Raw genomic sequence first — 15,263 nt, forward strand, 5'->3', positions numbered from 1 at the left:
AAAGAGCATGGACAAGGAATTACCGTGGCTGGCGGATAACGCCCAAGTGGAACTGAAATATAAAAAAGGCAAAACGCCGCTCAGCCATCGCAGTTGGCCGGGCGAACCAGTGCCTGTTATCACTGAAAGCCTCATCCAGACACTGGGTGATGAATTGCTACAAAAAGCTGAGAAGAAAAAAAACATTGTCTGGCGTTATGAAAATTTTTCACTGGAGTGGCAGTCGGCCATTACGCAGGCCATCAACTTGATCGGAGAACACAAACCCTCAGTTCCGGCCCGGACAATGGCGGCGCTAGCCTGTATCGCGCAAAATGATAGCCAACAGTTGCTCGACGAAATCGTCCAACAAGAGGGACTGGAATATGCGACTGAGGTGGTGATTGCACGCCAGTTTATTGCACGGTGTTATGAAAGTGATCCTCTGCTAGTGACATTGCAGTATCAGAACGAGGATTATGGCTATGGTTATCGATCAGAAACCTATAACGAATTCGATCTCCGACTGCGTAAGCATCTCTCTCTGGCAGAGGAAAGCAGCTGGCAGCGTTGCGCCGACAAACTCATTGCCGCACTGCCAGGAATAACCAAAGTTCGCCGCCCTTTTATTGCTCTGATCCTCCCGGAAAAACCAGAAATCGCCAATGAGTTGGTAAGCCTTGAATGCCCGTGGACTCATTTTCATTCTAAGGAGTGGTTAAAAGTTGTTGCTAATGACCCCAGAGCGGTGAGAAAACTCGAACGCTACTGGAGCCAGGATATATTTAGCGATCGGGAAGCCAGCTACATGTCGCATGAAAACCACTTCGGCTACGCGGCCTGCGCTGCCCTTTTGCGCGAACAAGGACTGGCAGCCGTTCCACGCCTGGCAATGTATGCCCATAAAGAAGATTGCGGCAGTCTGCTGGTACAAATTAACCATCCGCAGGTCATCCGCATCTTGCTGTTAGTTGCTGATAAAAACAAACCCAGCCTGCAACGTGTGGCTAAATACAGTAAAAACTTCCCCCATGCGACGCTTGCCGCACTGGCAGAGCTTCTGGCGTTAAAAGAACCGCCTGCACGCCCTGGTTATCCAATCATCGAAGACAAAAAGCTGCCTGCACAGCAAAAAGCTCGAGATGAATACTGGCGTACGCTGTTACAAACGCTGATGGCATTGCAGCCACAACTGGCAGAAGAGGTGATGCCGTGGTTAAGTACTCAAGCCCGGGCAGTGCTGAATAGTTTTTTATCGGCACCGTCCAAAACGGTTATTGATAGCACCGATAACAGCCAAATGCCTGAAATCCTCGTTTCACCACCGTGGCGTAGTAAGAAAAAAATGACAGTTCCACGTCTTGATTTGGCACCGTTCGAATTAACGCCGCAAGTTTACTGGCAACCAGGCGAACGAGAGAGGCTTGCCGCCACTGAGTCTGCCCGTTATTTCAGCACGGAATCTCTTGCGGAACGCATGGAACAAAAAAGTGGACGAGTTGTATTACAGGAGCTGGGTTTTGGAGATGATGTATGGCTGTTTTTGAATTATATACTCCCCGGAAAACTGGATGCTGCATGCAATTCACTCATTGTTCAGTGGCATTACTACCCAGGGCGGGTTGAAGAGATCATGAATGGCTGGAGCTCCCCGGAAGCTCAATTAGCAGAACAGGCGCTTCGCAACGGTCACGTAGAAGTGTTAATTAACATATGGGAAAATGACAGCTACTCACGCTATCGTCGGGAAAAGAGTATCTGGAACCTGTATTTATTGGCGCAGTTGCCGCGTGAGATAGCTTTGACTTTCTGGCTACGTATCAATGAGAAAAAGCATCTGTCTGCGGGTGAGGACTATTTTCTCAGTATCTTCGGATTGGATGCTCTACCAGGTCTGCTGTTGGCTTTTTCACATCGTCCAAAAGAAACATTTCCATTAATTTTAAATTTCGGCGCAACCGAACTGGCCCTGCCCGTTGCCCGCGTCTGGCGACGTTTCGCGGCGCAGCGTGATCTGGCTCGCCAGTGGATTTTACATTGGCCGGAACATACAGCTACTGCACTTATCCCTCTTGTCTTCACCAAATCCAGCGATAATAGCGAAGCTGCATTACTTGCCCTGCGTTTACTTTACGAACAGGGGCATGGCGAGTTACTGCAAACCGTGGCAAACCGCTGGCAGCGTACAGATGTATGGCCTGCCCTGGAGCATTTACTTAAACAGAGTCCAATAGAGATTTACCCGACACGCATTCCAAAAGCCCCTGATTTCTGGCAGCCGGCAATGTGGTCCAGGCCGCGCCTTATCACGAATAATCAGCCTGTTACTGATGACGCTCTGGAAATTATCGGCGAAATGCTGCGCTTTACCCAAGGCGGACGTTTTTATTGCGGACTGGAACAGCTGAAAACGTTTTGCCAGCCGCAAACGTTGGCAGCCTTTGCCTGGGATCTTTTCACCGCGTGGCAACAAGCTGGTGCTCCCGCAAAAGACAACTGGGCATTTCTGGCGTTAAGTCTCTTTGGCGACGAAAGCACGGCACGGGATCTGACGACACTGATTCTCGCCTGGCCACAAGAGGGCAAATCTGCCCGTGCCGTCAGTGGTCTGAATATACTTACTCAGATGAATAATGATATGGCACTGATACAGCTGCATCATATATCGCAACGGGCGAAATCCCGCCCCTTACGTGATAACGCGGCGGAATTTCTTCATGTGGTCGCAGAAAATCGCGGTCTAAGCCAGGAACAGTTAGCGGACAGATTAGTCCCAACGCTGGGTCTTGATGATCCGCAGGCGTTGATTTTTGATTTTGGTCCACGGCAATTTACCGTTCGCTTCGATGAAAACCTTAACCCGGTTATCTTTGATCAGCAAAACGTTCGCCAGAAAAGCGTTCCCCGGTTGCGCGCCGATGACGATCAACTGAAAGCACCCGAGGCACTGGCCCGACTAAAAGGGCTAAAAAAAGATGCTACTCAGGTGAGCAAAAACCTGCTCCCGCGTCTTGAAACTGCCCTGCGCACCACCCGACGCTGGTCGCTGGCAGATTTTCATTCTCTGTTTGTTAATCATCCCTTTACCCGCCTGGTTACTCAGCGATTGATATGGGGTGTTTATCCGGCAAATGAACCGCGTTGTTTACTCAACGCCTTTCGTGTGGCCGCTGAGGGGGAGTTCTGCAATGAGCAAGATGAGCCAATTGACCTGCCTGCCGATGCTCTGATTGGCATTGCCCACCCGTTAGAAATGACAGCAGAAATGCGCAGTGAATTTGCACAGCTTTTTGCCGATTACGAAATTATGCCGCCTTTTCGCCAGTTGGCACGGCGTACGGTGCTGCTCACACCTGACGAGTCAGCCAGTAATAGTTTGAATCGCTGGGAAGGTAAATCCGCTACCGTTGGGCAACTGATGGGAATGCGATACAAAGGCTGGGAGTCAGGCTATGAGGACGCATTTGTCTATGACCTGGGTGCGTACCGGCTGGTCCTTAAGTTTTCACCCGGTTTTAACCACTACAATGTTGATAGCAAAGCGCTAATGAGCTTCCGTTCTCTTCATGTATACCGTGACAATAAATCTGTCACTTTTGCCGAACTTGATGTGTTTGATTTGAGTGAGGCGTTAAGCGCACCCGACGTCATTTTCCATTAAAACACAACGGGCAGTGATGCGACTGCCCGTTATCAACACGACTTACCATCGGGAAAAGCGATGAGCGTGCAAAAAGAGCTGGTCGCTATTTACAATTATGAGGTCCCTGTACCTGAAGATCCGTTTTCCTTCAGACTTGAGATCCATAAATGCTCTGAATTATTTACAGGTTCCGTCTACCGACTGGAACGGTTCCAGCTACATCCAACATTTAATGATGCCGACCCGCTAATAAATGATGCGTTGATTTATATAAGAGATGAGTTTATTGATGAGCGGAAATTACGAGGTGAATCACCTGAAACGGTAATAGCAATTTTTAATCGCGAACTACAGAATATATTCAACCAAGAAATAGAAAAATAGCTTTATTAAAGGGGGAAACGGTATTCCCCCTTAGATGCGTTTCAATTTGCCCGTTACTTCAACAAATCAATCAACCGTAACAGAGCCACTAATAACTCCAGTACGGCAATGAGCACGGTTAACTTTTGTGTCAGCGTGTCCATCCGCTCTCCTTATTAAGGAGCGCAACACCAGCACCTTACCCTTACGCTGCCTGTCGATACTGGTTTACGTATGTTGAGTCGCCATGTTGCACTCCGGATCAGAGCACTACCTGCGGCACCACCCGTCCGGTAGCCAGGACTTGAAATGGGTTCGATCCGGCGCAACTTCCCAACAGTCAGGATTATAAATCTCATTATCTTAATTGCAACACTGTCCAGAGGTGGTTATAATTCGTTCGTTGAGATGCCATGTTGCACTATCAGTAACTTAACATCAAAGTAGTAAATAAAAGAACCTGCCTCACCAGCAGGTTTTTTTATTTTCTGCGATCTACTTTCCAGATATTTTTTGCCAATAGCCCACCATAAATATTCACATCCCGGTTAAACGGTACGTTGAATATAAAATCGATGAATTTATAAATAAAAATGAGTTATATGATGAATTAATAAAAACAGTAATCATTTTATTAAAGGGGGAAGCGGTTTTCCCCCTTAGATGCGTTTCAATTTGCCCGTTACTTCAACAAATCAATCAACCGTAACAGAGCCACTAATAGCTCCAGTACAGCAATGAGCACGGTTAACTTTTGTGTCAGCGTGTCCATTCGCTCTCCTTATTAAGGAGCGCAACACCAGCACCTTACCCTTACACTGCCTGTCGATACCGGTTTACGTATGTTGGACCACGATGTTGCACTCCGGATCAGGGCACCACCTGCAGCACCACCCGTCCGGTAGCCAGGACTTAAAATTGGTCCGATCCGGCGCAACGTCCCAACCGTCTGGATTATAAATCTCATTATCTTAATTGCAACGGGGTCCACCGATGGTTATAATTCGTTCGTTGGAACACGATGTTGCACAGGCTGCGGTGTTGGGCCTGAAAATAGTAAATAAAAGAACCTGCCTCACCAGCAGGTTTTTTTATTTACTGTGATCTGCTTTCCAGATATTTTTCGCTCAAACAACTAATGCGCCAAACATTTATTGCGCGTAAAATATCGTTTATTTCATTAATACATTTCAGGGATGAATATATGTCACCGCAGAATAATCATCTGCAGCGTCCGCCTGCTGCTGTGTTATACGCCGATGAACTGGCAAAATTAAAACAAAATGATAACGCTCCTTGCCCGCCCGGTTGGCAGTTAAGTTTACCTGCGGCCCGTGCTTTTATCCTTGGCGATAGCGCGCAAAATATTAGCCGTAAAGTGGTGATTAGTCCCTCCGCTGTCGAACGTATGTTAGTCACTCTTGCCACCGGGCGCGGTTTGATGTTGGTGGGGGAACCTGGCACCGCAAAATCTCTCCTGTCTGAATTACTGGCAACCGCTATTAGCGGCGATGCCGGGTTAACCATCCAGGGCGGCGCATCTACTACTGAAGATCAAATCAAGTACGGCTGGAACTACGCCCTGCTTATCAACCATGGTCCGTCAACGGAAGCACTGGTCCCTGCCCCGCTTTACCAGGGAATGCGCGACGGCAAAATCGTCCGTTTTGAAGAGATAACGCGTACACCGCTGGAAGTACAAGACTGTCTGTTAGGTATGCTTTCTGACAGGGTGATGACGGTGCCGGAACTCACTGGTGAAGCCAGTCAACTCTATGCGCGAGAAGGCTTTAACATTATTGCCACTGCCAATACCCGCGATCGCGGCGTCAATGAAATGAGTGCTGCGCTAAAGCGTCGTTTCGATTTTGAAACTGTCTTTCCGATTATGGATTTCGCTCAGGAGCTGGAGCTTGTCGCCAGTGCTTCGGCGCGTTTGATGGCCCATAGCGGTATTCCGCATAAAGTGCCTGACGCGGTACTGGAGTTACTGGTCCGCACCTTCCGCGATCTGCGTGCCAACGGCGAAAAGAAAACGTCAATGGATACACTGACAGCGATTATGTCCACCGCTGAAGCCGTGAACGTGGCCCACGCAGTGGGCGTCCGCGCCTGGTTTTTAGCGAATCGCGCGGGGGAGCCTGCCGACCTGGTGGACTGTATTGCCGGAACCATCGTCAAAGATAACGAAGAAGATCGCGCGCGTCTGCGCCGTTACTTCGAACAGCGCGTCGCCACACATAAAGAAGCTCACTGGCAGGCTTATTATCAAGCTCGCCACCGCTTGCCGTGAGGAAAGATGCATGAGCGAGCCGTTAATTGTCGGCATCCGGCATCATAGTCCGGCCTGCGCCCGGCTGGTGAAATCGTTAATCGAAAGCCAGCGGCCACGATACGTGTTGATTGAAGGCCCGGCTGATTTTAATGACCGGGTAGACGAACTGTTGTTAGCCCACCAGCTTCCGGTAGCTATTTACAGTTATTGCCAGTATCAGGACGGTGCGGCCCCCGGGCGTGGTGCCTGGACGCCATTTGCTGAATTTTCGCCGGAGTGGCAGGCGCTACAAGCCGCACGTCGTATTCAGGCACAAACTTACTTCATCGATTTGCCTTGCTGGGCACAGAGTGAAGAAGAGGACGATTCGCCTGATACGCAAGAGGAAATCCAGACCTTACTGCTGCGTGCCACCCGCATGGATAACAGCGATACCCTGTGGGATCACTTATTCGAAGATGAAAGCCAGCAAACTATATTACCCTCTGCACTGGCGCACTATTTTGCACAACTGCGGGGCGATTCCCCCGGAGATGCTCTCAATCGTCAGCGCGAAGCCTTTATGGCCCGCTGGATTGGATGGGCGATGCAGCAAAATAATGGGGACGTGTTAGTCGTCTGCGGCGGCTGGCATGCTCCGGCACTGGCAAAGATGTGGCGCGAATACACGCAGGAAATTAACACGCCGGAATTGCCCTCGCTGGCAGATGCCGTTACAGGTTGTTATCTCACCCCCTACAGTGAAAAGCGCCTTGATGTGCTGGCAGGATACCTTTCCGGTATGCCTGCCCCGGTCTGGCAAAACTGGTGCTGGCGGTGGGGCTTGCAGCAGGCAGGTGAACAACTGCTGAAAACGGTTCTTACCCGTTTGCGCCAGCACAAATTGCCCGCTTCTACCGCTGATATGGCTGCCGCTCATCTGCATGCGATGGCGCTGGCACAGTTGCGCGGTCATACACTACCGTTACGCACTGACTGGCTGGATGCCATAGCAGGCTCGCTGATTAAAGAAGCCTTGAACGCGCCGTTGCCGTGGAGCTATCGCGGAGTTATTCATCCCGATACCGATCCGATTCTGCTAACGTTGATAGACACATTAGCGGGTGACGGATTCGGTAAACTTGCCCCCTCTACGCCACAGCCGCCTCTGCCAAAAGATGTCACCTGCGAACTGGAACGTACAGGAATCTCTTTTCCGGCGGAGCTTACCTTAAATCGCTTTACCCCCGATGGACTGGCGCAAAGCCAGGTGCTGCATCGGTTGGCAATACTGGAGATTCCCGGCATTGTGCGCCAGCACGGAAGTACACTGACGCTTGCGGGTAACGGTGAAGAACAGTGGAAATTAACCCAGCCGCTTAGCCAGCATGCGGCATTAATTGAGGCCGCATGCTTTGGCGCCACACTCCAGGAAGCCGCACGTAATAAATTAGAAGCCGATATGCTGGACGCGGGTGGAATCGGCAGTATCACCACATGTCTTAGCCAGGCGGCGTTAGCGGGTCTGGCGTCCTTCAGTCAACAATTACTGGAGCAACTTACATTATTAATCGCCCAGGAAAATCAGTTTGCCGAAATGGGCCAGGCGCTGGAAGTGCTATATGCCTTATGGCGGTTGGATGAAATTAGCGGTATGCAAGGCGCGCAGATATTACAAACGACATTATGCGCGGCCATCGATCGCACACTCTGGCTGTGTGAATCCAACGGCAGACCGGAGGAAAAGGAGTTTCACGCTCACCTGCATAGCTGGCAGGCGCTTTGCCATATCCTGCGCGATCTACATAGCGGCGTTAATTTACCCGGCGTTTCGCTTTCTGCGGCGGTGGCCTTACTGGAGCGCTGCAGTCAGGCGGTTCATGCCCCGGCACTGGATCGCGGCGCGGCTCTTGGCGCACTGATGCGTCTGGAACATCCCAACGCCAGTGCCGAAGCGGCGCTGACGATGCTGGCGCAATTATCCCCGGCACAATCCGGCGAGGCGCTGCACGGTTTGCTGGCGCTGGCCCGCCATCAACTGGCCTGTCAGCCGGCATTTATCGCCGGTTTCAGTAGTCATTTAAATCAACTGAGTGATGCCGATTTTATTAACGCCCTGCCCGATTTACGCGCGGCGATGGCCTGGCTACCGCCACGAGAACGCGGGACGCTGGCGCATCAGGTGCTTGAGCATTACCAGCTCGCACAGCTTCCCGTTTCAGCGCTGCAAATGCCGTTGCATTGTCCACCGCAAGCCATTGCACATCATCAACAACTCGAACAGCAGGCACTGGGATCGCTGCAACACTGGGGAGTTTTCCATGTCTGAACTGAACGATCTTCTGACCACCCGTGAGCTACAACGCTGGCGATTAATTCTTGGCGAAGCGGCAGAAACGACGCTTTGTGGGCTGGATGGCAATGCCCGGCAAATAGATCACGCGCTGGAGTGGCTGTATGGGCGCGATCCTGAACGGCTCCAGCGTGGTGAACGCTCCGGTGGATTAGGTGGCTCAAATCTCACTACCCCTGAGTGGATCAACAGTATTCACACGCTGTTTCCGCAACAGGTGATTGAGCGGCTGGAAAGCGATGCCGTACTGCGCTACGGCATTGAAGATGTGGTGACGAATCTCGACGTGCTGGAACGTATGCAGCCTTCTGAAAGCCTGCTACGCGCCGTTTTGCACACCAAACATCTGATGAATCCCGAAGTGCTGGCTGCCGCCCGCCGGATAGTGCGCCAGGTTGTTGAAGAAATTATGGCGCGACTGGCAAAGGAAGTTCGCCAGGCTTTTTCTGGTGTCCGCGATCGCCGCCGTCGCTCATTTATTCCACTGGCGCGTAATTTCGATTTCAAAAGTACGCTGCGTGCCAACCTGCAACACTGGCATCCGCAACACGGCAAGTTGTATATCGAATCCCCCCGCTTTAACAGCCGTATTAAGCGCCATAGCGATCAATGGCAACTGGTCTTACTGGTTGATCAAAGCGGATCGATGGTTGACTCGGTGATCCACTCAGCGGTGATGGCGGCCTGTTTATGGCAGTTACCCGGCATTCGTACCCATCTGGTGGCGTTTGACACAAGCGTCGTTGATCTCACGGCAGACGTTGCTGATCCGGTAGAGTTATTAATGAAAGTACAACTGGGCGGCGGGACCAATATCGCCAGTGCCGTGGAGTATGGTCGGCAACTTATTGAACAACCAGCGAAAAGTGTCATTATCCTCGTGAGCGATTTTTATGAAGGGGGTTCATCATCCATGCTGACGCATCAGGTGAAAAAGTGTGTCCAGAGCGGCATCAAAGTGCTGGGACTGGCGGCGCTCGATAGCACCGCAACGCCTTGCTATGACCGCGATATGGCCCTGACGCTGGTTAATGTCGGCGCACAAATAGCCGCGATGACGCCGGGCGAACTCGCTACCTGGCTTGCGGAGAATTTGCAGTCATGAATTCACTACGTCCGGAATTATTAGAACTCACGCCGCAGGCCCTGACGGCGTTAAGCAATGCCGGTTTTGTTAAGCGCAGTCTTAAGGAACTGGAAAATGGCAACGTCCCGGAGATCAGCCATGAGAACGGCGCTTTAATCGCCACCTTCAGTGACGGTGTCCGCACCCAGCTGGCGAACGGTCAGGCACTGAAAGAGGCTCAGTGCAGCTGCGGGGCCAGCGGCATGTGCCGCCATCGCGTGATGCTGGTTTTAAGTTATCAGCGACTTTGCGCCACCACCCAGCCTACGGAAAAAGAAGAAGAGTGGGATCCGGCAATCTGGCTGGAAGAACTGGCTACCCTTCCCGATGCCACCCGCAAACGCGCACAGGCGCTGGTCGCTAAAGGCATCACCATTGAGTTGTTCTGTACGCCGGGCGAAATTCCCTCTGCCCGCTTACCGATGAGCGATGTGCGTTTTTATTCCCGCAGCAGTATTCGTTTCGCCCGTTGTGATTGTATTGACGGCACACTTTGCGAACATGTCGTACTGGCTGTGCAGGCCTTCGTCGAGGCCAAAACTCAGCAAGCGGAATTTACTCATTTAATCTGGCAGATGCGCAGCGAACACGTCACACCATCTGACGATCCGTTTGCCAGCGAAGAGGGCAACGCGTGTCGTCAATATGTTCAGCAATTAAGTCAGGCATTATGGCTGGGCGGCATCAGCCAGCCGCCAATCCATTACGAGGCCGCTTTCAGCCGCGCACAGCAGACGGCGGAACGCTGCAACTGGCGATGGGTGAGTGAATCGCTACGGCAACTGCGCGCCAGCGTTGATGCCTTCCACGCCCGCGCCAGCCACTATCATGCCGGAGAATGCTTACGTCAGCTTGCGGCATTAAACAGTCGATTAAATTGCGCACAAGAGATGGCCCGGCGCGACAGTATCGGTGAAGTTCCTCCTGTACCGTGGCGCACGGTCGTTGGCGCTGGCATTGCCGGAGAAGCAAAGCTTGATCATCTGCGGCTGGTGTCTTTAGGTATGCGTTGCTGGCAGGATATTGAGCAGTATGGTTTACGCATCTGGTTCACCGATCCCGACACCGGCAGTATTTTGCATCTTTCGCGTAGTTGGCCGAGAAGCGAACAAGAAAACGCTCCCGCTGCAAAACGTCGGCTGTTTAGTTTTCAGGCTGGCGCACTGGCAGGTGGGCAAATTGTTTCACAAGCAGCAAAACGCAGTGCCGATGGCGAACTGCTATTAGCTACCCGCAACCGCTTGAGTAGTGTTGTTCCACTGTCGCCAGACGCCTGGCAAATGTTGAGTGCGCCGCTGCGCCAGCCAGGCATTGTGGCTTTGCGGGAATATTTACGCCAGCGTCCCCCCGCCTGCATACGACCACTCAACCAGGTCGATAACTTATTTATTCTGCCGGTCGCTGAGTGTATTTCGCTCGGTTGGGATAGCAGCCGCCAGACACTGGATGCGCAGGTCATTAGCGGCGAAGGGGAAGATAATGTGCTGACGTTATCCCTTCCGGCATCTGCCTGTTCTCCTTTTGCCGTTGAACGCATGGCGGCGCTTTTGCAACAAACAGACGACCCCGTGAGTCTGGTTTCTGGCTTTGTCAGCTTTGTAGAGGGGCAATTGACACTGGAACCACGGGTGATGATGACAAAAACCCGCGCCTGGGCGCTGGACGCAGAAACTGCGCCTGTGGCACCGCTACCTTCTGCCAGCGTTTTGCCTGTGCCGTCTACCGCTCATCAGTTGCTGATGCGCTGCCAGGCGTTACTTATTCAACTGCTCCATAACGGCTGGCGCTATCAGGAACAGAGTGCTATTGGTCAGGCAGAGTTGCTGGCGAATGACCTCACCGCGGTCGGTTTTTATCGGCTGGCACATGTGTTGGCACAATTTCGTAATACAGAAAGCGAGGCACGGGTAGAAGCAATGAATAACGGTGTTTTGATTTGCGAACAATTATTCCCCATGCTTCAGCAACAAGGATGAAATAGTGCTTTTTACTAAGAGTTCCACTCCAGTTCCGGACTGCTCACGCCACGGTATTAGGCATATCCTATATAGCCCCTGGTGAGAGTCACCAGTTTCTTGATTAAATAAAATGGAGTTTTACATGAAGGCTTTCAATAAGCTGTTTTCCCTCGTTGTTGCATCTGTTCTGGTTTTCTCTCTTGCTGGCTGCGGTGACAAAGAAGAATCGAAAAAATTCAGCGCCAATCTGAACGGTACTGAAATTGCCATTACCTATGTCTACAAAGGTGACAAGGTGCTTAAGCAATCTTCTGAAACCAAAATTCAATTTGCCTCCATTGGTGCAACCACCAAAGAAGATGCTGCCAAGACACTTGAGCCGTTAAGCGCCAAATACAAAAACATCGCGGGTGTTGAAGAAAAATTAACCTATACCGATACTTACGCGCAGGAAAACGTGACTATCGATATGGAAAAAGTGGATTTTAAAGCCCTGCAGGGTATTTCAGGAATCAACGTTTCTGCTGAAGATGCCAAAAAAGGTATCACTATGGCGCAAATGGAACTGGTGATGAAAGCCGCTGGTTTTAAAGAAGTGAAATAATCTGTCGGCGGCCATGTTTTTGCATGGCCGCCATACCCGTCTTAGCTTTTCTTCACATGCTGGCGCGCTGCCAGTCCACGCAGAAAATAACGTAAAAATTGATCGCCGCATTCGCGGAAGTTTTTATGATCCGGTGCACGCATCATCGCCGTAATTTCCGGCATCGAAACGCGGAACTGCTGTTCGGTAAGGATCGCCAGAATGTCATCGGTTTTCAGCGAAAACGCGATGCGTAATTTTTTCAGCACGATGTTGTTATTAATGCGACGTTCCGGCTCCAGTGCCGGAGCAGACTCATCCTTGCCGCGTTTTTCATAAATCAGGCCATTGAGGAATGACGACAAAACAATGTCCGGACAACGCTGAAAACCCTCTTCGTCTTCTTTACGTAGCCAGACGGCGATCTGTTCCGCGGTGGCTTCGACATTACCCAGCGCCAGAATACGCACCAGGTCATTATTATTGGCTTTCAAAATGTAGCGCACGCTGCGCAGAATATCGTTACTTAGCATGAGGCCTTCAGGTGTTGATGAGGCAAAAAGCCATTTTAGCAGTCTTTTAAAGGCCAATCGCCTCTTTTAAGCTTTTCAGATAACGGCGGCTGACCGGCACGGTTAAGCCATTACGCAAAATCAACTCGGCCTGGCCGTTATCTTCCAGACGAATCTCCTGTAAATGCGCGAGGTTAACCAGATACTGACGATGGCAGCGCAGTAGTGGTGTACGACTTTCCAGGGTACGTAATGTCAATTCGGTAAAGCCCTCTTTCCCTTCGTGGCTGGTAACGTAGACACCGCTCATCCGACTGCTGACAAATGCCACATCTTTCATTTGCAGCAAATAAATCCGACTATGCCCCGTACAAGGGATAAACTTCAGCGCCTGTTGATTTTCCGGTAACAGCGAAACATCCTGCTTGCTGCGCTCCTGACGCAATCGCGCCAGCGTTTTTTCCAGTCGCGCTTCATCAATTGGCTTCAGCAGATAATCAAAGGCATGTTCTTCAAAGGCTTTAATAGCGTATTCGTCAAACGCGGTGAGAAAAACGATATACGGTCGATGTTCGGGGTCGAGCATCCCCACCATTTCCAGACCACTGATGCGCGGCATCTGGATATCGAGAAACAGCACATCCGGGCGCAGTTTATGCACCGCGCCGATCCCTTCTACGGCGTTTGAACACTCTCCAACGATTTCAATATCGCTCTGCTCCTGCAAAAATACGCGCAGGTTCTCCCGTGCAAGCGGTTCATCATCGACAATTAAGACTTTAATCATGCCTCGTCCCTCCATGGTAGTCGTAACGTTATTCGGGTGTAACAATCAGGCTCACAGGCGACGCTTATCCCATAGTCATCGCCAAACCGTTCACGTAAACGCTTATCCACCAGATTCATCCCCAGCCCACTGGCATTGGTTACCGGTTGATACAAACCGGCATTGTCTTCGATCTCCAGCATCAAATGTTGCCCCTCACGTCGGGCGCTGATCGCCACTCGCCCTGTATCCAGCAGTTGTGATGTCCCATGTTTAATGGCGTTTTCCACTATCGGTTGCAGGGTAAACGCGGGCAATTGCTGCTGGGATAATTCTTGCGGAATAGCAATATTGACCTGCAACCGCGACTGGAAGCGCGCCTTTTCAATTTGCAGATAAGCGTTCACATGTTCAATTTCGTCGGCGAGAGTAACAAACTCCGAAGGCCGCTTTAAGTTTTTGCGGAAAAAAGTGGAAAGATACTGCACCAGCTGGCTGGCCTGTTCGCTGTCGCGGCGGATCACCGCTTTAATGGTGTTAAGCGCATTAAACAAAAAATGGGGGTTCACCTGGGCGTGAAGCAGTTTGATCTCTGACTGGGTGAGCATCGCTTTTTGCCGCTCATATTGCCCGGCGAGGATCTGCGCCGAAAGCAGTTGCGCAATCCCCTCACCCAGCGTGCGATTGATTGAACTGAATAAACGGTTTTTGGCTTCATACAATTTGATGGTACCCATCACCCGCTGATTTTCACCACGCAACGGAATTACCAGCGTCGACCCCAGTTTGCATTGCGGATGCAAAGAGCAACGATAAGGTACTTCGTTGCCATCAGCGTAGACCACTTCACCGGTTTCAATCGCTTTTAAGGTGTAAGTCGAAGAAATCGGTTTGCCGGGTAAATGGTGATCGTCACCAATTCCGGTAAAGGCCAGCAATTTCTCTCGATCGGTAATCGCGACTGCACCAATATCCAGCTCCTGATACAGCACCTGTGCCACTTTCATGCTGTTCACTTCGTTAAACCCCTGGCGCAAAATGCCTTCCGTCGAGGCAGCCACTTTTAGCGCAGTGGCAGAAAAAGCCGAAGTGTATTTTTCAAACATCGCGCGTTTATCGAGCAATATACGCATAAACAGCGCCGCGCCGACGGTATTGGTGACCATCATTGGCGCAGCAATATTACTCACCAGACGCACCGCATCTTCATAAGGTCGGGCGATTGCCAGGATGATCAACATTTGCACCATTTCAGCGACGAACGTGACGGCACCGGCGGTAATGGGGTTAAAGACTTTATCAGTGCGCCCGCGACGGATCAGGATGCTGTGTACCAGGCCGCCGAGCAACCCTTCAACGATGGTCGAGATCATGCAACTTAGCGCGGTCATGCCCCCCATCGAATATCGATGTAACCCGCCGGTCAGACCAACCAGCCCACCGACGACCGGACCGCCGAGTAAGCCGCCCATTACCGCGCCTATCGCACGGGTATTGGCAATAGAATCGTCAATGTGCAACCCAAACCAGGTGCCCATGATGCAGAAGATGGAAAAGACGATGTAGCAGAGAAATTTATGCGGCAGACGAACCGTGACCTGCATTAACGGTATGAATAATGGCGTTTTACTCATTAACCACGCAATGACTAAAAAAACGCACATCTGCTGAAGCAGCAGCAACACCAGATTAAAATCGTACATACCCGCAAACCACACTTCCCTTT

Annotated in this window: 10 protein-coding genes; 7 read left to right on the forward strand and 3 right to left on the reverse strand. The window is 51.1% G+C overall.

Going from position 1 to position 15,263, the window contains the following annotated elements; all coding sequences use genetic code 11:
• The first annotated feature begins 7 nt into the window (after positions 1-7).
• The 7 genes from yehI (at position 8) to G434_RS17805 (ending at position 12,280) form a co-directional block, all read left to right on the forward strand.
• Positions 8-3,640, forward strand: coding sequence for a DUF4132 domain-containing protein YehI (yehI, locus tag G434_RS17845; RefSeq protein WP_000356851.1), 3,633 nt, complete (start codon positions 8-10; stop codon positions 3,638-3,640).
• 60 nt (positions 3,641-3,700) lie between these two features.
• Positions 3,701-4,006 carry a hypothetical protein gene (locus tag G434_RS17840; protein ID WP_000116029.1) on the forward strand — a complete coding sequence of 102 codons (306 nt, stop codon included), beginning with the start codon at positions 3,701-3,703 and terminating at the stop codon, positions 4,004-4,006.
• A 1,183-nt stretch (positions 4,007-5,189) separates the two neighbouring features.
• The gene (locus G434_RS17825; RefSeq protein ID WP_001309585.1) at positions 5,190-6,278 is read left to right on the forward strand and encodes an ATP-binding protein; all 1,089 of its coding nucleotides are present in this window, start codon (positions 5,190-5,192) and stop codon (positions 6,276-6,278) included.
• 10 nt (positions 6,279-6,288) lie between these two features.
• Positions 6,289-8,568 (forward strand): DUF5682 family protein, encoded by a 2,280-nt coding sequence (locus tag G434_RS17820; RefSeq protein ID WP_001294442.1) that lies wholly within the window; start codon positions 6,289-6,291, stop codon positions 8,566-8,568.
• Positions 8,561-9,697: a VWA domain-containing protein gene (locus G434_RS17815; RefSeq protein WP_001292789.1), complete on the forward strand. Its 1,137-nt coding sequence runs from the start codon at positions 8,561-8,563 to the stop codon at positions 9,695-9,697. The genes G434_RS17820 and G434_RS17815 overlap by 8 nt, the downstream gene beginning before the upstream one ends.
• On the forward strand, positions 9,694-11,694 hold the full coding sequence (locus tag G434_RS17810) for an SWIM zinc finger family protein (protein WP_001309586.1): 2,001 nt from the start codon (positions 9,694-9,696) through the stop codon (positions 11,692-11,694). Before G434_RS17815 ends, G434_RS17810 begins: the two co-directional genes overlap by 4 nt.
• 124 nt (positions 11,695-11,818) lie before the next feature.
• Positions 11,819-12,280: a YehR family lipoprotein gene (locus G434_RS17805; protein ID WP_001295429.1), complete on the forward strand. Its 462-nt coding sequence runs from the start codon at positions 11,819-11,821 to the stop codon at positions 12,278-12,280.
• 41 nt (positions 12,281-12,321) lie between these two features.
• Here G434_RS17805 and G434_RS17800 read toward each other — a convergent pair whose 3' ends face one another.
• The 3 genes from G434_RS17800 to btsS are packed head-to-tail and all read right to left on the reverse strand — an operon-like array spanning position 12,322 to position 15,240.
• Positions 12,322-12,792, reverse strand: a complete 471-nt coding sequence (locus G434_RS17800) for a YehS family protein (protein ID WP_001295430.1) — start codon at positions 12,790-12,792, stop codon at positions 12,322-12,324.
• A 46-nt stretch (positions 12,793-12,838) separates the two neighbouring features.
• Entirely contained in the window at positions 12,839-13,558 is a 720-nt protein-coding gene (gene btsR, locus G434_RS17795; protein ID WP_000598641.1) for a two-component system response regulator BtsR, read from the reverse strand.
• Positions 13,555-15,240, reverse strand: coding sequence for a two-component regulatory system sensor histidine kinase BtsS (btsS, locus tag G434_RS17790; RefSeq protein WP_001309587.1), 1,686 nt, complete (start codon positions 15,238-15,240; stop codon positions 13,555-13,557). The genes btsR and btsS overlap by 4 nt, the downstream gene beginning before the upstream one ends.
• Between the last annotated feature and the right edge of the window lie 23 nt (positions 15,241-15,263).

The sequence above is a fragment of the Escherichia sp. KTE172 genome (assembly GCF_000408845.1).
GTDB classification, from domain to species: Bacteria; Pseudomonadota; Gammaproteobacteria; order Enterobacterales; family Enterobacteriaceae; genus Escherichia; species Escherichia coli.

Excerpts from the sequence above, each read along its gene's own strand:
- btsS (WP_001309587.1), bottom strand. The coding sequence starts at position 15,240 with ATGTACGATTTTAATCTGGTGTTGCTGCTGCTTCAGCAGATGTGCGTT.
- G434_RS17825 (WP_001309585.1), top strand. The coding sequence starts at position 5,190 with ATGTCACCGCAGAATAATCATCTGCAGCGTCCGCCTGCTGCTGTGTTA.
- G434_RS17810 (WP_001309586.1), top strand. The coding sequence starts at position 9,694 with ATGAATTCACTACGTCCGGAATTATTAGAACTCACGCCGCAGGCCCTG.
- btsR (WP_000598641.1), bottom strand. The coding sequence starts at position 13,558 with ATGATTAAAGTCTTAATTGTCGATGATGAACCGCTTGCACGGGAGAAC.
- G434_RS17800 (WP_001295430.1), bottom strand. The coding sequence starts at position 12,792 with ATGCTAAGTAACGATATTCTGCGCAGCGTGCGCTACATTTTGAAAGCC.
- G434_RS17815 (WP_001292789.1), top strand. The coding sequence starts at position 8,561 with ATGTCTGAACTGAACGATCTTCTGACCACCCGTGAGCTACAACGCTGG.
- yehI (WP_000356851.1), top strand. The coding sequence starts at position 8 with ATGGACAAGGAATTACCGTGGCTGGCGGATAACGCCCAAGTGGAACTG.
- G434_RS17820 (WP_001294442.1), top strand. The coding sequence starts at position 6,289 with ATGAGCGAGCCGTTAATTGTCGGCATCCGGCATCATAGTCCGGCCTGC.
- G434_RS17840 (WP_000116029.1), top strand. The coding sequence starts at position 3,701 with ATGAGCGTGCAAAAAGAGCTGGTCGCTATTTACAATTATGAGGTCCCT.
- G434_RS17805 (WP_001295429.1), top strand. The coding sequence starts at position 11,819 with ATGAAGGCTTTCAATAAGCTGTTTTCCCTCGTTGTTGCATCTGTTCTG.